The organism is Streptomyces sp. NPDC050534 (assembly GCF_044457745.1).
GTDB lineage: Bacteria > Actinomycetota > Actinomycetes > Streptomycetales > Streptomycetaceae > Streptomyces.
Genome location: NZ_JBITHF010000011.1, coordinates 181,044 through 202,640, shown reverse-complemented (window position 1 = coordinate 202,640; position 21,597 = coordinate 181,044). Strand labels below are relative to the sequence as shown.

The window sequence follows — 21,597 nt, the reverse complement described above, 5'->3', positions numbered from 1 at the left end:
GTGCCTGGTGATGTGGCGGTCGTTGGTCACCGCATGCGTATGCGGGACACCGGACGCTTCAAGGAGCCTCATCCATGCCCAGACTCACCCGCCGTCACCTCACGATCGCCACCGCCGTCGTCGCGGCGACCTCCGCGGCCGTGGCCTTCACGACCGTCGCCGGCGCCTTCGACGGCGCTCAGCACGCGAAGAACGCGATCCAGGGCGGGAAGGCCAAGAACGTCATCCTGCTCATCGGTGACGGCATGGGCGACTCGGAGATCACCCTCGCCCGCGACTACACGGTCGGCGCGAACGGCCGCCTGAACATGGACGAGTTCCCGCTCACCGGCGCGTACACGACGTACGCGGTGCACAAGGACGGCACGCCGGACTACGTCACCGACTCCGCCGCCAGCGGCACCGGCTGGGCCACCGGCGTGAAGACGGTCAACGGCCGTATCTCCAAGACCCCGGGCAGCGACAAGGCGGTCCGCACCATCCTGGAGCTGGCGCAGAAGAACGGTTACGCCACGGGCAGCGTGACGACCTCCGAGCTGACCGACGCCACCCCGGCCGTGCTCGCCTCGCACGTCACCGACCGTGGCTGCCAGGGCCCGGCCGACATGGCGAACTGCCCCACCGACACCATCGCGGCCGGCGGGCCCGGCTCGATCGCCGAGCAGTCCGTGAACCACAAGGTCGACGTCCTCCTCGGCGGCGGCAAGCAGCGCTTCGACCAGAAGGTCACGGACGGCGCGTACAAGGGCCTGACCGTCTCCCAGCAGGCGCAGAAGCTCGGCTACCAGGTCGTCACCGACAGCGCCGGCCTGAAGCGCGTGAAGTCCGGCAAGCCGGTGCTCGGCCTGTTCGCCTCCGGCAACGTGCCCGTCGAATGGACCGGCAAGGCGGCCGCGGTCGGCGGAACCGACGCGCAGCGATGCGTGACCTCGAACCCGAACCGGCCGTCGACGACGCCGAGCCTCGCGGACTCCGCCACCAAGGCGATCCAGCTGCTGGAGGCCAAGCAGCAGGCCAAGCACTCCAAGCAGGGCTTCTTCCTGCAGATCGAGGGTGCCTCGATCGACAAGCAGGACCACGCCGCCGACCCTTGCGGCCAGATCGGCGAGACCGCCGCCTTCGACCGCGCGGTGAAGGTCGCCCGCGCCTACGCGGCCAAGCACCCGGACACCCTCGTGGTCACCACCGCCGATCACGGCCACACCAGCCAGATCGTCCCGCTGGAGGCCACCCCGCCCGGTCTGTCCTCGACGCTCGTCACCGACGAGGGCCAGCAGCTGAAGGTCAACTACTCGACCAACACCCCGGGCCGGTCGCAGGAGCACACGGGCACGGAGGTCCGCATCGCGGCCCAGGGCCCGCTGGCGTACCGCGTCCTCGGCATCACCAACCAGACCGACCTGTTCACCACGATCCGCGAGGCCCTGCGCCTGCACTGACGTCGACGACGTGAACGAGGGGGAGGCCGCCGGGCGGTCTCCCCCTCGCGCTCAAGCGGTCACTTGGTGTAGACCTCCGCCCGGTCCACGCTCACGAAGGCCGCCTGCGACGTGGCGTTGTGCTCGCCGGTCACCCGTACCCGCAGGGTGTGCCGGCCGTACGGCAGTTTCGGGCTGATGTACTGCACGGTCTCCCCCGTGCGGATCGCGCCGTAGAAGTCGACGCGCTGTTCGGTGCCGCCGTCGACGCTGAGGGCGGCGATGCCGTTGCCGGTGTCGCGGACGGAGAGCAGGGCGATGCGGGTGCCGGTGAAGGTGAAGGTCGCGGTGTCGCCCGCCTGGTCGATCCAGTGGTCGTCGCCCCAGAAGCACTGGGTGGCGCAGCCGGTGCCGGAGTTCCAGGTGCCGGTGTAGCTCAGGGTGCCGTCACCGCTGGAGCGACCGTCGTCGTTGATCCAGTAGGTGCCCGAGCCAGGGTCGCCCGAAGGCAGGTCCTGCGTGGCGCCCATGGCCAGTGGCCGGCCGAGGTCCGGGCTGCCGTCCGCGTTCCAGGTGATCTTCTGGGCGCGGGTGGTGCGGTCGGTGTAGGTGTACGCCGAGGTCGACTTGGCGTGGTAGACGATCCAGTCCTCCGTGCCGTCGGGCGAGCGGAAGAAGGCGTGGTGGCCGGGGCCGTAGACGCCGTGGTCGTCGGCTCGGGAGAAGACCGGGCCGGAGTGCTGCTGCCAGTTGGCGGGCACCAGCGGATCGGCGCCGTTCGCCAGGGACATCATCCAGACCTGGTAGTCGGGCTTGCCGGTGTCGCAGGTCGAATACGTCATCCAGGTACGGCCGTTGCGGTTGAGGAACTCGGGCCCCTCGCGGACCTCGTCGCAGCCACCCGCGGCGTTGATCGCGACCGCGTCGCCGGAGACCGTGTAGGGGTTGGACATCGGGGCGATGTTGATGCCGTTGTGCTGGTACTGGTTGATGCCGGCGTAGGCGAGGTAGAGGCGGCCGTCGTGCTGCAGGATGCCCGGGTCGATCGCGAAGTCGGAGGCGTGGTTGGGCGGGGCCAGCTTCGCCTTGAAGTGGTAGGGGCCGGCCGGGTCGTCGCGGTCGGACTCCAGGACGTAGACGCGGTGGTGGTCGTCGGTGCCGTCGTCGGCCGTGTAGTAGAGGTACCAGCGGTCGCCGAATCGGTAGAACTCCGGTGCCCACAGGTGCTGGTCGCGGGAGGCGTCGGTGTCCGTCCACACGGTGACGGGGTCGGCGGTCAGCAGGGTGCCGAGCGAGGGCGAGCGCCACATGCGGATGCTGTCGCCCTGGGTCGTGGTGAGGTAGTAGTTCCCGTTCCAGTACGTCATGAACGGGTCCGGGCCGGTGTTGAGCGGGTTGCGGAAGGTCCCCGCCGCTGCCGCCGTCCTGGCGGGCTTCGCCGCGGCCGTGGGCACCGCGGGTCCGGCCGCGGCCGGCGAGACGGCCACGAGACCGAGCAGCACGGCCAGCAGGGACAGGACGGCCGTGAGGGGGGTGATGCGCGGTCGTACACGCATGGACGGCTCCTTTACATCGTTGTAGTCAAGAGCACGGTTCGCGAGTGTCCCAGCGTCCTCACTGACCGCCCAGACCGGTTGTGGCCACGGACTTGACGATGTGCCGCTGGAAGAACACGAAGACCACGACGAGCGGCAGGGCCGCCAGGACGGCGGAGGCCATCGTCTGGGCGTACTGGATGCCGTAGGCGTCCTTCACCGAGGTGATGCCGACCGGCAGGGTCATCAGGTTCGGGTCTGACGTCGAGACGAACGGCCACAGGAAGTTGTTCCAGGCCCCGATGAACACGAAGATCGCCACGGCCGCGAGCATGGGCCGGGACAGCGGCAGCAGCACGGACCAGAAGATCCGCCAGTGCCCCGCGCCGTCGATACGGGCCGCCTCCTCCAACTCGTCGGGCAGCGAGTCGAAGTGCTTCTTCAGGATGAACACCATCACGGGCGCCACGGTCTGCGGCAGGATCACCGCCGCGTAGGTGTCGACCAGGTGCAGGGTGAGCATCTGCTGGAACCACGGCACGATCAGTACCTGCGGCGGCACCAGCACGGCGGCCACGGTGACCACGAACAGCCAGCGCCGTCCGGGGAACCGGGTGCGGGAGAAGGCGTATCCGGCCATCGCCGAGACCAGCACGGTGATCACCGTCACGGCGGCCGAGATGAGCAGGCTGTTGAGCATCCACAGCGGCAGGTCGCCGCGCTCCCACACGGTGCTGAAGCCGTGCAGGGTGAAGCCGTGCCGGGGCCAGAGCCAGTGCGCCGGATCGCTGGCGTCGGCTTCCGACTTGAACGCGGTCAGCAGCGCCCACGACATCGGCAGCAGCCACACCACCGCCAGCACGGTCAGGGCGGCGAGGGCCAGCACACGGCTGAGCCGGCTCTCGCCGAGGGTCAGGTTCGTCCGCCCGGCCCTGGCGCGGCGGGTGACTCTCAACTCCCGTACGGGACCCGCTGCTTGCTTGGTCGGGCCGGTGCGGACGGGCAGCTCGGTGGAGGTCATGTCACTTCTCCCGGCGGCGGAGGGCGGCGTACTGGAGGGCGGAGGCGATCAGGACGAGGGCGAAGAAGATGTAGCTGATCGCGGAGGCGTAACCGAGCCGGTAGCCGGTGAAGCCGACGTCGTAGACGTACTCGACGACCGGGCGGGTGGAGCCGTTCGGGCCGCCCTTGGTGAGCAGGTAGACCTGGTCGAAGACCTTCAGGGAGGCCAGGATCTGCAGCACGGTGATCACGACGGTGATGCGGGAGAGCTGCGGCAGGGTGATCGAGAACAGCCGCCGCCAGGCACCCGCGCCGTCGATCGCGGCCGCCTCGTAGAGGTGATCCGGGACGGCCTGCAACGCGGCCAGGTAGAGCAGGAAGTTGAAGCCGACCGTCCACCACAGCGTGGTCAGGGCGATGGCCCAGATGGCCACCGACTCGTCGCTGAGCCAGGCCACTTGGCCGAGGCCGGCCACGTCGAGGAGGTGGTTGTAGAGGCCGAGATCGGGCTGGTACAGCCACATCCACAGCAGACTGACGACGCCGACGGGCAGCAGGTACGGGGCGAAGTAGGCCAGCCGCCACACCCATTGGCCGGGAAGGCCGGTGTGCACGAGCAGGGCCAGGACCAGCGCGACCAGGACCAGCGGCACGGTCGAGATGAGGGTGAAGACGACGGTGTGGCCGAGCGAGCGCCACATCTCGGCGTCCTTGAACGCCTCGGTGAAGTTGTCGACGCCTATGAAGCCGGGGGCGTGGGCCGACAGGGAGGTGTCCGTCAGGCTCATCCACAGGCCCTGGGCCAGCGGCCAGAGCATGAAGAGGGCGAACAGGACGAGGAAGGGCAGCGCGAACAGCAGGCCGGGCGGGACCGCTCGGCGCACGGGCGTGGCCCCGGAGCGGGGCGCGGCATGCGGAGAGGACATCGTTGTACTCCTGGGCGAGGTGTGCGCGGACGGTCAGGCCGGGCTGGGCTTGGCGAGGAAGGAGTTGAGGCGCCGCACCATCGCGCGCGCGGCGCGGTCGGGGGCGAGGCCGTCGAGCAGGGCCTGCTGCAGGACCTGGGACATGGCGTTCTGGAAGTCGGAGCCGGCGCCGGCGAACCACACCGCCGGGTCGAGGACGACGTGGTCCTGGGCCTGGGCGTAGTGGGACTGGGGCGTGAGCCGGTGGTAGGCGGCGGTGCGGGTGACCGGCCCGTAGGCGGGGATGTGTCCCGCGGTGGCCCAGATCTGGCCCGCCTTGAGCAGGGCCGCGACGGCGCGATGGGTGCGGCGGCGGTGCTCGGGGTCGGGATTCGGATGGTGGGGCAGTACGAAGGAGTGCGAGTCCGCGTAGACCGCGGGGGTGCCGAACACGGTCGGAAACGGGGCCGCGTTCACCTTCGCGTCGGCGGCGCGGAATGTGCCGAGCTCCCACTCGCCGGACAGGATCATCGCGGTCTGCCGGTTGGAGAAGGCGGCGATGGCCGAGGCGTAGTCGAGGTGACCCGGGTTGACCTTGCCGTCGACCAGCTTGGCCATGAAGGCGATGACCTCGGCCATACGGTCGACGTCGACCTTGGCCGGCCCGCCCTCGGGCAGCTCGAAGGCGCCGCCGGTCTGCTTGTAGAGGCCGTAGAACAGCCGCCAGCCCTGGGCGGTGTCGGTGACGTAGCCGAAGGCGATGCCCTGCTTGCCGGAGGCCTTGGCGAGCTCCTTGCCGGCGGCCAGGAAGCGGTCGGGTGAGGAGAACGCCTCCGCGTCGAGCGTTCCGTCCTTGGTGAGCAGGCCCGCCTTGGCGGCCGGTTCGGGGTGGAAGAAGACGATGAAGGGGTGGGTGTCCAGCGGGACGGCGTAGGTGTGTCCGCGGTACTGGGTGCGCGACCACACGGCGTCGGTGAAGTCGTCGCGGTGCACGCCGTATTCGGCGAGCTGGTCGAGGTCCCACGGGTCGAGCAGCCCGGTGGGCGCGTAGCCGGCCAGCCGGGACATGTGCGAGACGGCGACGTCGGGGCCGCGTCCGCCGACGGAGGCCATGGCGAGCTTCGTGTAGTACGGCGTCCCCCACTCCAGGACGGTGCGCTCGATGTGCGTGCCCGGCATGTCGGGGCCCGCGGCGCGCACCATGTCGTTGAGCAGGCCGCCGTCGGCCCCGCTGAACAGGTCCCACAGGCGGACGGTCGAGGCGTCGGCGGCCTGCGCGGACCCGCAGCCGCTGAGCGCGCCGGCGCCCAGGACCGCCGCCCCCGAGGCGAGCGCGGTCTTCAGAAGGCGGCGTCGGCTCGGGCCGGGTGGACCGACTGGTGCGGGTGTGCCGGTCATGGTGCTCCTTTCCACGGGCGGCGGTGCACGAAGATCGTGACTCACGCACCGCCGCCTCACGGTCTTACATCGATGTAAATTTCGGGCAGGAGTTTCTGCCGTGCTTGAGCTGGTGCTAGGGGGTGCCCTCGTAGGCCGCCGGACGCGTCTGGGCCCGGTGCAGGCGTGCGATGTCGAGCTTCTCGGAGCGGTCGAAGCGGTAGACGCCGTTGCGCTCCTGGAAGACGTCGGTGAGCTGGGTGTAGCAGTAGCCGAACATGTCGGGGTCGTCGAGCAGCACGCCCGTCAGGCCGGCGAAACGATCGGCGAACTCCTCCTCTGTGTACGGCCGTTCGCCGTATCCCCAGGATGCGTCGCGCTGGTCGCCCGCCGCGGCGGCGGCCTCGGGGTCCCACCAGATGCCGCCGAACTCGCTGCAGAAGTACGGCTGTCCGCGGTACGGCACCGACCACGGACGGCCGTCGGGGGCGGTGTTGACGTACGGGCGGTCCTCGGAGAGCCCGGCCATCGCCTTGGCGAACGCGGCCGGGTCCTGCTCGTAGCAGTGCGAGTCGTAGACGTCCGTCTCCGCGACGCGGTGGGCGTAGCCGGAGGCGTCGACGACCGGGCGGGTGGCGTCGGCCTGCTTGGTGGCCAGGAACATGGCGTGGGTGACGTCGTCGAGCCGGGTGATGCGGTCGTGCAGCGGCTGGTACGTCTCGTTCAGCGGGCACCAGCCGACGATCGAGGGGTGCGAGTAGTCCCGCTCCAGGGCCTCCAGCCACTGGGTGACGTACGAGGCGTCGGGCCGCTGGTTGTCGTCGCGGGCGCCCGTCTCGCAGCCCCAGTCGCCGAACTCGCCCCAGACCAGGTAGCCGAGCCGGTCGGCGTGGTGGAGGTAGCGCTCCTCGAAGACCTTCTGGTGCAGGCGGGCGCCGTTGAAGCCGGCGCGCAGGCCCAGTTCGATGTCGCGGACGAGGTCGGCGTCGGTGGGCGCCGTCATCAGGCCTTCGGGGTAGTAGCCCTGGTCGAGGACGAGGCGCTGGAAGACGGGTTCGCCGTTGAGCAGCAGGCGTTTGCCCTGGACGGAGACCGAGCGCAGACCGGCGTAGGAGTCCACCACGTCCACGATCTGCCCATCGGCGTCGAGGAGTTGGAGCCTGAGGTCGTACAGGTGCGGGTCCGTGGGTGACCACGGGCGCAGCCGGCCGGCGGGCACGGTGAGCACCAGTCGGGGCGCGAGGTCGAGGTCCGCGCGGGTCTCGGCGGTGAGGATGTCGCCCTGCTCGTCGGCGAGCGTGGCGCGCACCCGGTGGCCCGGGAGGTTGGCCGTCAGCGGCAGTTCCAGGTGGAAGGAGCCGGAGGCCAGGTCGGGGGTGATGCGCGGGCGCCTGAGTGCGGCGGCCCGCGGGACCGGCTCCAGCCACACGGTCTGCCAGATGCCGGTCGTACGGGTGTAATGGCAGTGGGAGTTGGCGTACCAGGTGGACTGCTTGCCGCGGGCCTGGGTGCCGTGCCGGCTGTCACGGGCCCGTACGACGATCGTCACCTCCCGCCCGGCCACGGCGACTTCGCCGAGGTCGGCGGTGAACGGGGTGAAGCCGCCACGGTGCCGGGCCACTTCGACACCGTCGGCCCACACGGTCGTGTCGTGGTCCACGGCGCCGAAGTGCAGCAGGACGCGGGAGTCCGTCCAGGTGTCCGGGACGGTCACCGTGCGCCGGTACCACACGGCCTCCAGGAAGTCGGTCTCGCCGATCCCGGAGAGCGTCGACTCCGGGCAGAACGGGACCACGATGCGGTCCGTGAGCTCGCGTTCACGCAGGCCGCGCTCGAGCCCGGTGTCGGACCGGTCGATCTCGAACTGCCACTCGCCGTTGAGGTTGAGCCAGGCCTCGCGCACGAACTGGGGCCTGGGGTACTCCGGGCGGGGCTGGTCCGAGGGACGGGGGAAGGACATGGGTCTCCTTGCGCCTTGAGGTGGTGCTGGGGCTCGCGCCGGGCGACGGTGCCGAGGCTCGGGGCCCTGAAGCGGTGCGGGCTTGCGCCGTGAAGCGGGTGCAGGGGTGCTGCGGGGGTGCTGCGGCGCTATGTCACCATGGCGATTACATCGTTGTAAATGGTTCGGCGAGAACCGGTCCGGCCCGCAACCGATTTCTTTACGGTCGGTACGATCACGGGCAGGCGGAAGGATGAACAGCGTGGCGGCCAGACCCAGGATCAAGGACGTGGCGGAGTACGCGGGCGTCTCGCCCAAGACCGTCTCCAACGTGATCAACAACTTCGAGCACGTCTCGGAGCGGACCCGCGCCGCCGTCCAGGAGGCGATCGACGCCCTCGGCTACCGGGTCAACATCGCCGGACGCCAGCTGCGCCAGGGCCGCACCGGCATGATCACCCTCGCCGTTCCCGAGCTCGACGTGGCCTACTTCTCCGAGCTGGCCAAGCATGTGATGGCCGAGGCCGACGCCCGCGGGCAGACGGTGCTGATCCATCAGACCGGCGCCGTGCGCGAGCGGGAACTGGCCGCGCTGCACGGCTTCGACGCCCAGTTCTCCGACGGCGTCATCCTCAGCCCGCTCGCCCTCAGCCCGCGCGACCTCGCCACCCGGGACCGGCGCCTGCCGGTGGTGCTGCTCGGCGAACGCCCGGCCGAGGGCGGCACCGACCACGTCGGCATCGACAACGTGCGGGCCGCCCGCGAGGCCACCGAGCACCTGCTGTCCCGCGGCCGCCGCCGCATCGCCGTCATCGGCGGCGCCGTTCGCGGCCGCCAGGGCACCGACCGGCTGCGCACCGACGGCTACCGCCAGGCCATGGAGGCGGCCGGCCTGCCGTTCGAGCCGGACCTGGTGCTCCCGGTGGAGGCCTACCACTGGCAGGACGGTGCCCGGGCGGCGGCCGCGCTGATGGAGCGCCGCCCGCACCCGGACGCGCTGCTGTGCCTGAACGACCACCTGGCCCTGGGCGCGCTGCGCGCCCTGCACGAGCGCGGTCACTCCGTACCGGGCGACCTCGACGTGATCGGCTTCGACGACATCGAGGCCTCCCGGTTCAGCGTGCCCAGCCTGACCACCGTCGCCCCGGACAAGCGGGAGATCGCGCGGGCCGCCGTATCCCTGCTCCTGGAGCGGATCGACGCACCGGATGCCGTGGCGCTGCGTGACGAGATCGTCGGGTACCGGGTCATCGTCCGGGAGAGTACGGGGGGTTGAGAGCCGCGCGTGCCCGCGGCGCTCAGGGGCCCCACACGTCCGCGCCGCCGCCCCGCCACTCGATGAGCGCGGAGCGGGCGACGTCCATCTCGTCCCAGTCCTGCAGGCCGGCCTCCTGGACGAAGGCGGCGACGTCGAGGAGTCCGTAGGCCAGGCCGACGAAGTGGTCGCCGATGCGGACGCGGCGGCCGCCGTCTTCGGTGGGCGGGTAGATGACGACGGGCTGGTCAGTGGCCATGATCCAAGCGTGCGGCCCGGGCGGGCCGAGCGCATTCGGGGGCGCCCTTGGAGCTCGCGCCGGCGCGGACGCCCTCGGGGCTTTGCCGGTCAGCGGTTCGTCGTCAGTACGGGCTCGGGGTCTTGCCGGTCAGCGGTTCGTCGTCAGTACGGGCTCGGCGGGCGAGGAGGACGGGGTGGCCCTCGGGCGCCCCGGGATGGCCAGGGCGACGGCCGCTCCGGCCAGGGACAGCGCGCCGCTGACGGCGATCGCCGCGGCGAATCCGTCGGTGAAGGCCGCCGGTCCCGCGTAGCCGCCGGACCTGCTGAACACCAGGGCCAGTACGGCGACCCCGAAGACCCCGCCGAGCTGCCGGCCGGTGTTGAAGACGCCGGACGCCTTGCCGATCTGCTCGGGGGCGACCGCGTTGAGCACGGCCGTCTGGGTGGCCGGCATCGCCATGCTCACGCCGGTTCCGGCGACGAGCATCGGACCGATCAGCTGCCAGTACGGCGCGGACGGTGTGGCGGCGAGCGCGAGCCAGCCCATCCCGGCCGACTGCAGGGCCAGCCCGAGCGCCGCGAGCCGCCGCGCTCCGACGCGGGGCGTCAGCCGTCCCGCCCAGGGCGCCACGACGGTCACCGCCGCCGTCCAGGCCAGCAGGTGCAGCCCGGACGCCAGCGGCCGGTCGCCGCGCCCCGTCTGGAAGAACTGCGCCGCGAAGAACAAGGCCCCGTAGAGCGAGGCGTAGAGGAACACCCCGGCGGCGTTGCCCGCGCCGAAACCGGGGAGCCGGAAGAGGCCCAGCGGCACCATGGGCCGCTCGGCGACGCGCTGCCAGGCGACGAACGCGACGGCGCAGACGGCACCCGCGCTCAGCGTCACGACCACTTCCAGGCTGCCCCATCCGGCCGCGTTCGAGCGGATCAGCCCCCACACCAGGCCGAACGCGGCACCCGTGACCAGCACCAGCCCGCCGCCGTCAACCGGGCCCGCGACGCCCCGGCTCTCCGGGACCCGGCGCAGCACCAGCGGGATGACGGTCAGGCCGATCGGCAGGTTCAGCCAGAAGATCCACTGCCAGGCGAGCCCCTGCGTCACGGCCCCGCCCACCACCGGGCCGCCGACCACCGCGAGCCCGGTCAGGCCGGCGAACAGTCCCAGCGCCCGCGGCCGCTCGGGCGGCGGATAGGCGGCGCTGAGCAACGCCATCGCCAGCGGCATCACCAGTGCCGCACCGGCACCCTGCGCGGCCCGTGCCGCGATCAGCCAGCCCACACCCGGCGCGAGCGCGCACGCGGCGGAGGCCGCCGTGAACAGCGCCAGCCCGGCGGTGAAGATCCGCCGGCGCCCGAACCGGTCGCCCAGCACGGCCCCGGTCATCAGCAGGACGGCGAAGCTCAGGCTGTAGGCGTTCACCGTCCACTCGAGTTGTTCGATCGACGTGCCCAGATCCAGCCGGATCCGGCTCAGCGCCGTGGTCACCACCGTGGCGTCGAGCGCCACCATCACCGAGGCCGCGGAGGCGAGCCCCAGAACCCATTTTCTGTCCATGCCCGTACCGACCGGCCGCCCGCCGCGATTGGCCGGGCCCGGTCCGACGAATTCCGGCGGCCCGAGCGGTCTGCACAAGAAAGGGAGGAAAATAGCGTGACCGTGATCGAACAGCAGCATGACGAGTTCGTCCGCCTGACCGGGCCGCTGAGGCGTGAACTGCTGACCCACTGCTACCGGATGCTGGGGTCGGTGCAGGACGCCGAGGACCTGGTGCAGGAGACCTATCTACGGGCCTGGCGGTCCTACGGCGACTTCGAGGGGCGCTCCTCGTTGCGCACCTGGCTGTACCGGATCGCCACCAACGCCTGCCTCAACGCCCTGCGGCACGGCAGCCGCCGGGTGCTGCCCGCCGGCCTGGGCGCCCCCGCCTCCGACCCGATCCCGCTGGGCGGGAGGGACACGGAGATCTCCTGGCTGGAGCCGATGCCCGACGAGCGCGCCGATCCCGCGGCCATCGTGGCCGGGCGGACCGGTCTGCGGCTGGCGCTCATCGCCGCCCTCCAGCACCTGCCGCCGCAGCAGCGGACGGTGCTCATCCTGCGGGACGTGCTGGCCTGGTCGGCGGAGGAGGCGGCCGACGTGCTCGGCGTCTCCCCGGCCGCGGTGCACAGCACGCTCCAGCGCGCCCGGGCCCGGCTGGAGCGGCTGGCCCCGGCCATCGACGAGATCACCGAGCCGGCCGAGCAGGAGCAGCGTGAGCTGCTCGACCGCTACGCCGACGCCTTCACACGGGCCGACATCCCCGCGCTCACCCGGCTGCTCACGGAGGACGCGGTCTGGCAGATGCCGCCCAACCCGGCCTGGTTCGCCGGTCGCGACCAGGTCGTCCGGCTGCTCTGGGCCCGTATGCCCGGCCGGCGCTTCCACCTGGTCCCGCTGCGGGCCAACGGCCAGCCCGGCTTCGCGAAGTACGTCGACGGCCATGCCTTCAGCGTCGACGTCCTCACCCTGCGCGGCCCGGCGATCGCCGAGGTCACGGCGTTCCATGACGCCGATCTCGTACGGCGGTTCGGGCTGCCGTCGCGGGTCTGAGGAGCGGCCGGGAACCGGCCTGACGACCTTCGACGGGACTGAGGACCTTCGACGAGCCTGACGACCTTCGACAGGGGGTGTGACCCACGTCACTCCCTCTCCGTCGGGCGAGGCGACGGTTTTCCCGGCGGCGGCTGGTCTTGATACCTGACCGCACCCGACTGAACGAACGAGACCACCGCCCAAGGAGCATCTGATGTCCGATCCCCTCCGCACAGCCGTCGTCACCGGAGCCGGCCGCGGCTTCGGGCGTGCGATCAGCGCCGCGCTCGTCGCCGCGGGCACCCGCGTCGTCGGCATCGCCCGCACCGAGCGGGACCTGCGCGCCGTACGCGACGAACTCGGCGACGGCTTCACACCCGTGACCGCCGACGCCACCGACGAATCCGTGGCGCAGCAGGTCGTCTGCGACCACCGTCCCGCTCTGCTGGTCCTCAACGCCGGGGCCACTCCGCACATGGCGCCCCTGCACGAACAGACCTGGGAGACCTTCAGCCGCAACTGGCACACCGACACCCGGCACGCCTTCGCCTGGACCCGGGCGGCGCTACGGCAGCCACTGGCACCGGGCAGCGTGGTCGTCACCCTCTCCAGCGGCGCCGTCCTGGCCGGATCGCCGCTCAGCGGCGGCTACGCCGGCGCCAAGGCGGCCATCCGGTACCTGACCGGATACGCGGCGGAGGAGTCCCGCCGGTCCGGGCTGGACATCCGCTTCGTCACCCTGCTTCCGCAGCTGACCCCGGCGACCGCGCTCGGCTCGGCCGCAGTCGCGGGTTACGCCGCACGGCAGGGCGTCGACCGGGAGTCCTTCGTCGCGGGCCTGCAGCCGGTACTCACCCCGGAGCAGGTCGCCAAGGCCGTCACCGACCTCGCCGGCGACCCCGGCAGCGCGCCCGAATACCGGATCAGCGGCGCCGGCCTGCGCCCGCTCGGATGACCACACCCGAGGAAGTCACCATGCCGGCATCGGACGAATTCGCCTCTCTCACCGAGCCGTTCCGACCGGAACTGCTCGCGCACTGCTACCGCCTGCTCGGTTCGATCCACGACGCCGAGGACCTGGTGCAGGAGACCTATCTGCGCGCGTGGCGCGCGTACGACCGCTTCGAGGGCCGTTCCACCCTTCGCCGCTGGCTGTACAAGATCGCCACCATGGCCTGCCTCACGGCGTTGGAGACCCGCGGGCGGCGCCCCCTTCCCTCGGGACTGGGCGCCCCGGCCGAGGACCACCGGGTGGCCATGGCCGATCGCGAGCCGTCGGTGGCATGGCTCCAGCCGGCGCCGGACGCGCTGCTCGGCGCCGACGACCCCGCGACGACCGTGGCCGCGCGCAGTGGAGTGCGGCTCGCCTTCATCGCCGCGCTCCAGTTCCTGCCCGCCCGGCAGCGGGCCGTGCTGACCATGCGCGACGTGCTGGCGTTCAGGACGGCCGAGGTCGCCGAGATGCTGGACACGACCCCCGCGGCCGTGGACAGCGCGCTGCGCCGCGCCCGGACCCGGCTGGCCGAGGCGGGACCGGTCGAGGACGACCTCTCCGAACCCGACGAGGAGGCCCGCCGCGTCCTCCTCGACGGCTACGTCGACGCCTTCACCCGGTCCGACCCCGAGGCGCTCGTCCAACTGCTCAGAGCCGACGTCGAGATGGAGATGCCGCCGATCCCGACCTGGTTCACCGGACGGCACGCGGTGGCCGGATTCCTGGCCCATCGGGTGATGCGCCCGGGCCTGTGGCGGTTGTCGCCCACCCGGGCCAACGGCCGACCCGCCTTCGTCGTCCACCAGCACACGGGCGACGGCCACTTCACGGCGTACGGCGTCCAGGTCCTGACGCTGACCGGTTCCCGGATCGCCCGCATCACGGCGTTCAACGACCCGCTCCTGGTGCCGACGTTCGAGTCGATGACGCGAGCACGGGGAGCCGTCGTCGGCACCATGTCCGTGAACGCCTTCGCTCCCTTGCCGCTCATCCCGGCCGACTCGGTCGTGCGGCACTCCATGGGCCTCGGCCGAGGTGTCCCCCCAGCATCCCGGGCCGATGCCGCACCCACCTAGATCAATTGCCTCGCAGCACCTAGCCTGGGCCACGTGCCTGATCACGTTCACCTGCGCCCCATCGCCGAGAAGGACCTCGACCTGCTCGAGCGCCTCCACGAGGACAGCGCCGAGGCCGGCGAGCTGGGCTTCTTCGGATACCGCAATCCCGGCGTACTCCGTCGGCAATGGGCCGACCAAGGATTCATCTCCGCCGAGGGCGGACGCCTGACCGTCGCGGGGGACGACAACCGATTCGTCGGCGAAGTGCAGTGGCATCAGGTCTATCAGGGCCCGAAGTCGCCCTGCTGGAACATCGGCATTTCCCTGCTGACCGCCGAGCGCGGCAAGGGCTACGGCAAGCAGGCACAGCGCCGGCTCGTCGAGTACCTCTTCGCCCACACACAGGTCAACCGGATCGAGGCCGGCACCGAAATCGTGAACATCCCAGAGCAACGGGCCCTGGAATGGGCGGGCTTCACCCGCGAGGGAGTGCTCCGGGGCGCCTGTTTCCGGGACGGGAGATGGCGCGACATGGTGATGTACTCCGTGCTGCGCGCCGAGGTGATCGGCGAGGTGTAGCAGGGCCGCACCCCGTCAGTCCGAGCCGTAGTACAGCCGGAGGAACTCCTCCATGGCCGCGTCGACGCCGGCGCGGTCACCGGTGGCGAGCAGGTCGAGCAGGAGGCCGCGGACCGTGGCGAGGCCCAGCCTGGCGCGGTTCCGGGCCGCGACCGGGTCCGCCCCGGCGGCGACCTCGGCGGCCACGAGTGGCTCCAGCCAGTCCGACACGAGTCCGTCGAGGATGGGCACGGCCTCGGGGCGGCCCCGCATTGCGTGGCCGTAGATCTCGAAGAACAGCCTTTCCTGACCGGCCAGTCGGGGATCCGTGAGCTGCCGCCACAGCAGCCGCGCGGCGTCGGCGGGTGAGAGGCCGGGCTCCATGCGCAGTCGGGACAGCAGCTCACGCTGGCGTCGTTCCGACGTCCGGACGATCTCGACGAGCAGCTGCTCCTTGGAACCGAAGTAGTGGATCAGCATGCGGTGACTGACCCCGATCGCGGCGCCCAGGCGGCGCAGGCTGAGGTCCGCGATGCCGTGGGCCGCCACGTACTCGACGGCCGCGTCCACCAGTTGTGCGCGCCGGTCCCCCTCCGCGCGACGCACGGCCCGGCCCTCGGAATGCGTGTCCTCCGTGCTCACCACGTCGCGAGTGTACCAATCGGTACACGCCGCATGTACCGTGTGGTACATGAAGCCTGTCACCGTGTCGACCGACGTGCCGCAGACGCCCGAGCAGGTCTACGGCTTCCTCGATGTCATGGCGCACCACGAGCGGTTCACCGACCACTACCTGACCGACTGGCGCTGCAGCGGCCCCGACCGCGGTATCGGCTCGCGCGCCACGGTCACCGCGGCGCTGGGTGGCACGAAGACCGAGGTCGCCATCGAGGTCGTCGAGGCCGACGCGCCGCGGCGCATCGTCGAGCGCAACGTCAGCGCGGCGGGCCGGCGCCTGGCCCACGGCACCTACACGGTCGAGCCGCTGCGAACCGGCGGCAGCCGCGTCTCGTTCACCTACGCCTGGGACCGCGCCCCGCTCGCCGACCGGGTGCTGGCTCCCGCCGTACGTGCGGTGATGCGGAGCGCGAACCGTACGGTCATGCGTCGCCTGGCCACGGAGTTGGACCGCCACGCGTCCACCGCCGGGTCCTGACGGCGACGCGCCAAGAGTCCGTCAGGGCGTGACGCGTTCCGCGAGCCATTCGAGGGCGTTCACGCCGTCGCCGAGCACGGAGATGTGTCCGGCAGCCGGGACCAACCGCAGCTCCGCCGAGGGGCATTGGCCTGCGAGCCACCGGCTGTGCGAGCTCGGCACGACGCGGTCGCTCTCGCCGTGCAGGAGGAGAACCGGCGCCTTGACCTGTCCGGGGTCGAATCCCCAAGGGGCGACGTACGCCAGGTCGTCGTCGATCAGCGCGGCCGGGTGACCCGCCTCCAGGGCGGGACCGACCACATCGCCGATCCAGGACCACTCACCGGACAGTGCCGCGTGATCGGCCGGAGTGAACATCTCCGGGTCGTACTCGGCCGACGCCTCACGGGCCTCCTTCGCCGCGCGCCCCTCGGCGGCGGCCTCCAGGGAGGCCAGGCTGGAGTCCGACATGCCCGCGAACCAGTCGAGCCCCTCGGCGCCGAACGGAGCCAGTCCCGCCACCCCGACCACGGCGAGAACACGATCGGGCAGCAGGGCGCCGCAGGCCAGGGCGTGCGGAGCGCCACCGGAATGGCCCATGACCGCGAACCGTTCGATGCCCAACTCATCGGCGACAGCGGCCACATCGGCCGCGGCCGAGGCGATGTCGCGGCCGGGCCGGGGCGTGGACCCGCCGTAGCCGGGCCTGTCGTACGACACCCAGCGGATGCCGAGCCGGTCGGACACCGGGAAGAGCGGCTCGGGCGGGGCTCCGATGTTCGGCGTGCCGTGGTGCCAGAAGACGACGGGGCGGCCGTCGGAGTCGTCCGCGCCGGTGTCGTAGACGTGCAGCCCGCGCCCGTCGCCCAGCTCCAGATCGGTCTCTCTCACGCCGCCGCCTCCAGACACTCACCCGGCTTGCTGCCCGGCGCCCTGGGTCCCGGGTTCCAGGATCACCACCGCGGTCTCGGACGACCTTAGCGCCGCGAAGGCGTCCAGGTTGGTGTCGATCTCGCGCCAGCGGGCCCAGAGGCGCGTCCGCTCGTCGCCCGTCGCCGCGCGACCTCGCACCTGGCGCCGTCCGCCGACCAAATCCACCGTGGCGTCCGGATGTGCCTGCAGGTTGAGCCACCATGCGGGCTCGGCCTCGCCCCATCCGTTCATGGCCAACGTGACCAGCCTCGGGCCGTCTTCGACGTACGCGACGATGACGCTCCGCCGCTGTCCGGTGCGACGCCCTGTGGTGGTCAGGCGCAGCGTGCCCCACTTGCCGGGACGCGGCCGCCACAGGCCGACCCGGCCGCCGAAGACACGGTAGATGCCCCGGTGCACGTGCCAGGCCAGCCGGATGAACCAGCGTGGCGGAAGTCGCGGTGCCTTCTTCTCCTGCTCGACCGACATGGCCGCCTCCCCGGACGCTGTGCCATTCATGTCAATTCGAAGCGCGGTAAAGGAATTTGACTGATCATCAATTACACAATCAACTACAACTTTACCGGTTCTTGGTGTAGCCGGGCCATCTTTTACGTGAGCCTCGTGGGCATCAGGCGGTGACCACAGCCCCGCCACAATCAGGGTGCTCCGTGGTCACCGTCCCCCCACGTACGGTTGAAAGGCACCAAAGATGACAGTGATACGCGCACTGCGGTACGGCGGCCGTGTTCTGGCGCTGACGGCGACCGCGCTCGGCACCATCGCGGCGGCCGTGCCCGCCGCGGCCGAGGACCAGCCCACCTCCGAGCAGATCATGGCCGACTGCGCCTCCGGAGGCGGCAAGTGCAGCTTCAACTCGCCGCAGCTCGGCGAGGCTTACCTCGGCCGGCCGCGCCAGGTCTCCGAACTGCTCTACAACTGCACGTCGTCGCCCGCCTCACAGTCGCTGTCGTGGGCCGACACCGTGGGCTCCTCCCACTCGGTGGGCGGCTCGATCACCGTCGGCGGCGGCATCGAGGGCATCATCACCGCCAGCGTGACCGCGACGTACAACTACACCTGGCAGAGCTCGCACACGGAGACCAGTTCCTACACGGTGACCGTGCAGCCGGGAGAGGTCGGCTGGATCTCCCGCGCCCAGGTGATGCAGCAGATATCCGGCACCTGGCAGACCCACTACGACGACCCCAAGTGGGGCCACTACTACTGGTTCGTGCCCGACGTGGTCACCGGTCCCGCCGCCAACGGCACGGACGGCAAGCACAACGCGGTCGTGGCCGACTCCCGCAAGATGACGGCCGCCGAGAAGAAGCTCTGCTCCTCCGGCTCCACCGAGGACAAACTCTTCACCCGCGGCCGCTGATCCGGCCCGCCGGCATCAGGCGGTCGGGCCGGCGCCGACGCTGTACACGTCCTTGACCTTCACCTCGGTCACGCCACGGCCCTCGGGGAACACCGCTCGCCAGTCACCGATGACGTGCAATTCGTCGGTGCCCATCGCGCGCACCACCAACAGGCCCTGGTCATAGGCCCGGTGGGCCTTCCACCACAGGTTCGCGAAGGCCTGGGAGCGGATGAGGTGCATCCAGTCGGTGCGGTACAGCTCGCGGTTGTAGTTCGACTCCCCCAGCGTGGAGACGAACTTCGAGTACATCGCCTTGACGTACTCGAGCGTCACCTCGTCGTCGGCCGCGATCGCCCGGTCGCGGGCGTCCTTGAGCGCGACGCGGAACTTCTCCAGCAGGCCCTCCGTTGCCCCGGAGGTCCACGACTCGTGGATCTCCGGGGGGTCGCACAGGCCGTACTTCGGGCCCGACACCCGCAGCAGCAGGCGCAGCGTCGGTTCCGTCACCCAGAGCGGGCCCGGCTCGTCGCGACTGCCGATCGGGTTGGGCAGATGAGCCTCGTGGTCCCATGCGGGCGGGGTGATCAGGTGAACGCCGGAGCGCCGGCGGTCGTGGTGGTCGCCGGTGGAGTGTTCCAGTTGGCCGAGCGGGAGATGGGTCTTGAGGGCGCTCAGATAGGCGCCGTTGACGTCGAGTGCGGTCACCTCGTGTTCCCCGGGCGGCAGTTCGGGCCTGCTCCACTTGGGCCGGGCCTCCCAGATCTGGTCGGCGCCGCGGGAGGTCTCCTTCTGCAGGACGTCCGGCAGCCAGGGATGCGCGATCACGTCGTAGCGCCCGCCCTTGCGGCTGTGGTCCAGCAGCGCCATCGCGTCCGGGATCGCGCGTTTCACCAGCGCCCTGGTCGCCGCCTCGACGTCGCCGGCGTGCTCGGCGAGCGCCGCCGCGACGGCGGAGCCGATCGGGTCGGGGCTGTCCGCGGTCTGCATACGACGGCCGACGGGCACGACCTTGACCCCGACGCGCTCCGGCTGATGCCGCCTGTCCGCAGGCGCCGGCTCCCGGTTCTCCGTGCCCGGCGCGGGTGCCTGCGGCCGCGCGGGTCCGGCCTTGCCGCACTCGGTGGGTTCCAAGTGCTGCGGAAATCCGGCGACTTGGTGACGGGCGGGCTGCCCGCACAGCACGCACGGCTGGGGTGCGGCGAGCACGTCGACGTCGTCGTCCTGGCCGACGCTCCGCGTGGTGTCCGTGTCCGTGTCGGTGTTGGCGTCGGTGTCGGCGTCCGTGCCCGGAACCGCCTGCGTCGCCCGGACGTCCTCGTCGGACCCTTCGGCCGCCGCCTCGGCCGACGCCCCTGCCTCGGCCGACGCCGCCTCGGCCGCCAGTTTGGTCCGTGCTCCCTCCAGGAAGTACGCGTATTTCTCCCGGACTTCCCCGCTCGGGTCCCGTCCCGACTCCCAGCCGCCGACCGTGGACGGCCCGACGCCCAGGACCTGTGCGACTTGAGCCCGCGAGAGGTTGAGCTCTTCACGCAGGGCGCGCCGCTCCGCCACGGACGGCAGCGGGACCTCCTTTCTGGCCCCGGCGAGCAGTGCGTCGATCGCGTCGAAGTCGGTCATGCCGCACCTCCGTCCCGCACGCCTACTGCCTTGCCCTGCACGGTGGTTGAGGGGGCTGCGCCGGCTTGACGGCCGGGCGCGCGGCGGCGTCGCGTGGGCAGTGCCTCGGTGGCCCGGGTGGGGCCCGCCAGAAGGTCGAGTACGTCGATGCCGTAGTGCGCGGCCACCGTCTCGCAGTCGGTCAGGCTCCAGGTCGCGGTGCCCGACTGGCGACGGCTCACCTGGGCCTGGCTCACTCCCAAGGTGGCGGCGAGTTCGGTCTGGGACTCGCCGGTCGCGTGCAGGAGTGCCGCCACGGCGGATCGCACGCGCTCCTCAAGATTCATACCCACGAGGCGCAAGTTACCACGCAGAGCTCATGCTCTATGCGTTTGACGCATGACGTGTGCCCCGCAGAGCAGCACCGCGCCGGCCGCCGAGGTCGACAGCCCGCCCGCGAGGAAAGCCGCCCGTACGTCCACGAGCGTCAGAACCAGACCGCCGAGTGCCGCGCCCGCCGCGATACCGGCGTTGTACGCACCGGAGTTCGCCGCGAGGGCGATGTCCGTGCGACCGGGCGCACAGCGCAGCATCTCGTTCTGGGTGGTCATGAACACCGGCCCGAGCGCGCCGCCCATCAGCATCAGGAACAGCACGGTCGCGACGGGCTCGGAGCCGGCCACGTACAGCCCGAGCATGCCCACGGCCTGCGTGGCCACGGCGGCGGACAGCGCGGCGCGCGGGAAGCGGTCGAGGAGCACCCCGGTGGCGCTCACCCCGGCCAGGCAGGCGGCGCCGAACGCCACGAACAGCATGGTGACCCCGCCCGCGGAGAACCCGCTCACGTCGTCCAGGAACTTCGCGAGGTAGGTGAACCCCGTGAAGGCACCCGTGGCGGACAGCGTCCCGGCGGCCAGCACGGTCGCGAAGCGGCGGTGGTCGGGATCGGTGCCGTAGGCGGCGGGCTCCTCTTCCGGGCGCGAGGTCGGCAGCAGCAGGGCGATGGTCACGAGGGAGACGGAGCCCAGGACCGCCAGCAGGGCGACCGGCGTCTGCCAGCCGTTCTGCCGGCCCAGCCAGGTCCCGGCGGGAACCCCGAGCACGAGCGCGAGCGAACCCGCGACGGACAGCGCCCCGATCACCCGCCCGCGGACCTCGGGCGGGAACAGGCCCACCGCGACCGGTCCCATCACGGCCCAGAACAGAGCCTGGGCGAGCGCGGTCAGCAGACGCGCGCCGAGCAGCTGCCAGTAGGAGGTCGCCAGCGCCGCAACCAGACTCGACACCACGAGCGCGGCCAGCAGTGCGGTGAGCACGTGGCGCCTGGGCACGGCCCGTACGGCATGGGCGATCGGCACGGACGTGAGGGCCACCGTCACGCCGTAACCGGTGACCAGAAGGCCGACCGCCGACACCGCGACCCGAAGGCTGTCCGAGATGAGCTGGAGGAGGCCGACCGGGAGGTTCTCGGCGGTGTTGAAGGTGAAGGCGGCCAGCATCAGGGCCCCCAGCACCGCCGATCTCCGCCACGGGGCCGGTTGCCGCCCGAGCGCACGGCCGGTCCCGGTCCCCGGCCGCCGCGCCTGCTCGATGACACCGCCCATGCACCTACCTCACCGGGCTCACCGACCTCGCCGCAACCGATTTCATCGGCGCCTGCTCCCCCTGCCCCACCGGGCCGGAAAGCCAAGCCCGACCCGGGTCAGCCCTGCCCGGGCCCCCGCGACTGGGTAGGGAC

The 21,597-nt window shown here is 71.4% G+C and carries 21 protein-coding genes; 8 read left to right on the top strand and 13 right to left on the bottom strand.

Going from position 1 to position 21,597, the window contains the following annotated elements; translation table 11 throughout:
- Positions 1 to 74: 74 nt before the first annotated feature.
- Entirely contained in the window at positions 75 to 1,439 is a 1,365-nt protein-coding gene (locus tag ACIBN2_RS32950) for an alkaline phosphatase (RefSeq protein WP_399139914.1), read from the top strand.
- Positions 1,440 to 1,498: 59 nt separating this feature from the next.
- Here the strand turns inward: ACIBN2_RS32950 and ACIBN2_RS32945 are convergent, their stop codons facing one another.
- From ACIBN2_RS32945 to ACIBN2_RS32925, 5 genes are all read right to left on the bottom strand, one after another.
- Positions 1,499 to 2,974, bottom strand: a complete 1,476-nt coding sequence (locus tag ACIBN2_RS32945; RefSeq protein ID WP_399139912.1) for a glycoside hydrolase family 43 protein — start codon at positions 2,972 to 2,974, stop codon at positions 1,499 to 1,501.
- A gap of 58 nt (positions 2,975 to 3,032) precedes the next feature.
- Positions 3,033 to 3,974 (bottom strand): carbohydrate ABC transporter permease, encoded by a 942-nt coding sequence (locus ACIBN2_RS32940; protein ID WP_399139910.1) that lies wholly within the window; start codon positions 3,972 to 3,974, stop codon positions 3,033 to 3,035.
- A gap of 1 nt (position 3,975) precedes the next feature.
- On the bottom strand, positions 3,976 to 4,881 hold the full coding sequence (locus ACIBN2_RS32935) for a carbohydrate ABC transporter permease (protein WP_399139908.1): 906 nt from the start codon (positions 4,879 to 4,881) through the stop codon (positions 3,976 to 3,978).
- 33 nt (positions 4,882 to 4,914) lie between these two features.
- Positions 4,915 to 6,258: an ABC transporter substrate-binding protein gene (locus tag ACIBN2_RS32930; RefSeq protein WP_399139906.1), complete on the bottom strand. Its 1,344-nt coding sequence runs from the start codon at positions 6,256 to 6,258 to the stop codon at positions 4,915 to 4,917.
- A gap of 115 nt (positions 6,259 to 6,373) precedes the next feature.
- Positions 6,374 to 8,197 carry a glycoside hydrolase family 2 protein gene (locus ACIBN2_RS32925; protein ID WP_399139904.1) on the bottom strand — a complete coding sequence of 608 codons (1,824 nt, stop codon included), beginning with the start codon at positions 8,195 to 8,197 and terminating at the stop codon, positions 6,374 to 6,376.
- Between the two features lie 232 nt (positions 8,198 to 8,429).
- Between ACIBN2_RS32925 and ACIBN2_RS32920 the strand changes: the two genes are divergently transcribed.
- On the top strand, positions 8,430 to 9,452 hold the full coding sequence (locus ACIBN2_RS32920) for a LacI family DNA-binding transcriptional regulator (protein WP_399139903.1): 1,023 nt from the start codon (positions 8,430 to 8,432) through the stop codon (positions 9,450 to 9,452).
- Between the two features lie 22 nt (positions 9,453 to 9,474).
- Here ACIBN2_RS32920 and ACIBN2_RS32915 read toward each other — a convergent pair whose 3' ends face one another.
- Together ACIBN2_RS32915 and ACIBN2_RS32910 are read right to left on the bottom strand one after the other, a co-directional pair.
- Positions 9,475 to 9,690, bottom strand: coding sequence for a hypothetical protein (locus tag ACIBN2_RS32915; RefSeq protein ID WP_399139902.1), 216 nt, complete (start codon positions 9,688 to 9,690; stop codon positions 9,475 to 9,477).
- 129 nt (positions 9,691 to 9,819) lie between these two features.
- The gene (locus tag ACIBN2_RS32910) at positions 9,820 to 11,223 is read right to left on the bottom strand and encodes a DHA2 family efflux MFS transporter permease subunit (RefSeq protein ID WP_399139900.1); all 1,404 of its coding nucleotides are present in this window, start codon (positions 11,221 to 11,223) and stop codon (positions 9,820 to 9,822) included.
- Between ACIBN2_RS32910 and ACIBN2_RS32905 the strand changes: the two genes are divergently transcribed.
- From ACIBN2_RS32905 to ACIBN2_RS32890, 4 genes are all read left to right on the top strand, one after another.
- A complete protein-coding gene (locus ACIBN2_RS32905) occupies positions 11,122 to 12,258 on the top strand; it encodes a sigma-70 family RNA polymerase sigma factor (RefSeq protein ID WP_399140243.1) in 1,137 nt (378 codons plus the stop codon). The genes ACIBN2_RS32910 and ACIBN2_RS32905 overlap by 102 nt on opposite strands.
- A gap of 196 nt (positions 12,259 to 12,454) precedes the next feature.
- Positions 12,455 to 13,195: an SDR family oxidoreductase gene (locus ACIBN2_RS32900; protein ID WP_399139898.1), complete on the top strand. Its 741-nt coding sequence runs from the start codon at positions 12,455 to 12,457 to the stop codon at positions 13,193 to 13,195.
- Positions 13,196 to 13,215: 20 nt separating this feature from the next.
- Positions 13,216 to 14,310 carry an RNA polymerase subunit sigma-70 gene (locus ACIBN2_RS32895; protein WP_399139896.1) on the top strand — a complete coding sequence of 365 codons (1,095 nt, stop codon included), beginning with the start codon at positions 13,216 to 13,218 and terminating at the stop codon, positions 14,308 to 14,310.
- A 33-nt stretch (positions 14,311 to 14,343) separates the two neighbouring features.
- Positions 14,344 to 14,871, top strand: a complete 528-nt coding sequence (locus tag ACIBN2_RS32890; protein WP_399139894.1) for a GNAT family N-acetyltransferase — start codon at positions 14,344 to 14,346, stop codon at positions 14,869 to 14,871.
- Between the two features lie 15 nt (positions 14,872 to 14,886).
- On the opposite strand, the gene ACIBN2_RS32885 is transcribed toward ACIBN2_RS32890, so the two are convergent.
- On the bottom strand, positions 14,887 to 15,495 hold the full coding sequence (locus ACIBN2_RS32885; protein ID WP_399139892.1) for a TetR/AcrR family transcriptional regulator: 609 nt from the start codon (positions 15,493 to 15,495) through the stop codon (positions 14,887 to 14,889).
- Positions 15,496 to 15,541: 46 nt separating this feature from the next.
- Here ACIBN2_RS32885 and ACIBN2_RS32880 point away from each other — a divergent pair, with 46 nt between their 5' ends.
- A complete protein-coding gene (locus ACIBN2_RS32880) occupies positions 15,542 to 16,006 on the top strand; it encodes an SRPBCC family protein (RefSeq protein WP_399139890.1) in 465 nt (154 codons plus the stop codon).
- A 21-nt stretch (positions 16,007 to 16,027) separates the two neighbouring features.
- On the opposite strand, the gene ACIBN2_RS32875 is transcribed toward ACIBN2_RS32880, so the two are convergent.
- Positions 16,028 to 16,876: an alpha/beta fold hydrolase gene (locus ACIBN2_RS32875; protein WP_399139889.1), complete on the bottom strand. Its 849-nt coding sequence runs from the start codon at positions 16,874 to 16,876 to the stop codon at positions 16,028 to 16,030.
- Between the two features lie 18 nt (positions 16,877 to 16,894).
- Positions 16,895 to 17,386, bottom strand: a complete 492-nt coding sequence (locus ACIBN2_RS32870; protein WP_399139887.1) for a nitroreductase/quinone reductase family protein — start codon at positions 17,384 to 17,386, stop codon at positions 16,895 to 16,897.
- A gap of 223 nt (positions 17,387 to 17,609) precedes the next feature.
- Between ACIBN2_RS32870 and ACIBN2_RS32865 the strand changes: the two genes are divergently transcribed.
- The gene (locus tag ACIBN2_RS32865; RefSeq protein ID WP_399139885.1) at positions 17,610 to 18,281 is read left to right on the top strand and encodes a hypothetical protein; all 672 of its coding nucleotides are present in this window, start codon (positions 17,610 to 17,612) and stop codon (positions 18,279 to 18,281) included.
- A 15-nt stretch (positions 18,282 to 18,296) separates the two neighbouring features.
- Here ACIBN2_RS32865 and ACIBN2_RS32860 read toward each other — a convergent pair whose 3' ends face one another.
- Genes ACIBN2_RS32860 through ACIBN2_RS32850 form a run of 3 tightly spaced genes read right to left on the bottom strand, consistent with a single transcriptional unit; the run spans position 18,297 to position 21,358 of the window.
- The gene (locus ACIBN2_RS32860; protein WP_399139884.1) at positions 18,297 to 19,880 is read right to left on the bottom strand and encodes a helix-turn-helix domain-containing protein; all 1,584 of its coding nucleotides are present in this window, start codon (positions 19,878 to 19,880) and stop codon (positions 18,297 to 18,299) included.
- Positions 19,877 to 20,206 (bottom strand): helix-turn-helix domain-containing protein, encoded by a 330-nt coding sequence (locus tag ACIBN2_RS32855; protein ID WP_399140241.1) that lies wholly within the window; start codon positions 20,204 to 20,206, stop codon positions 19,877 to 19,879. Before ACIBN2_RS32855 ends, ACIBN2_RS32860 begins: the two co-directional genes overlap by 4 nt.
- A 30-nt stretch (positions 20,207 to 20,236) precedes the next feature.
- Positions 20,237 to 21,358 (bottom strand): MFS transporter, encoded by a 1,122-nt coding sequence (locus tag ACIBN2_RS32850; protein ID WP_399140240.1) that lies wholly within the window; start codon positions 21,356 to 21,358, stop codon positions 20,237 to 20,239.
- Between the last annotated feature and the right edge of the window lie 239 nt (positions 21,359 to 21,597).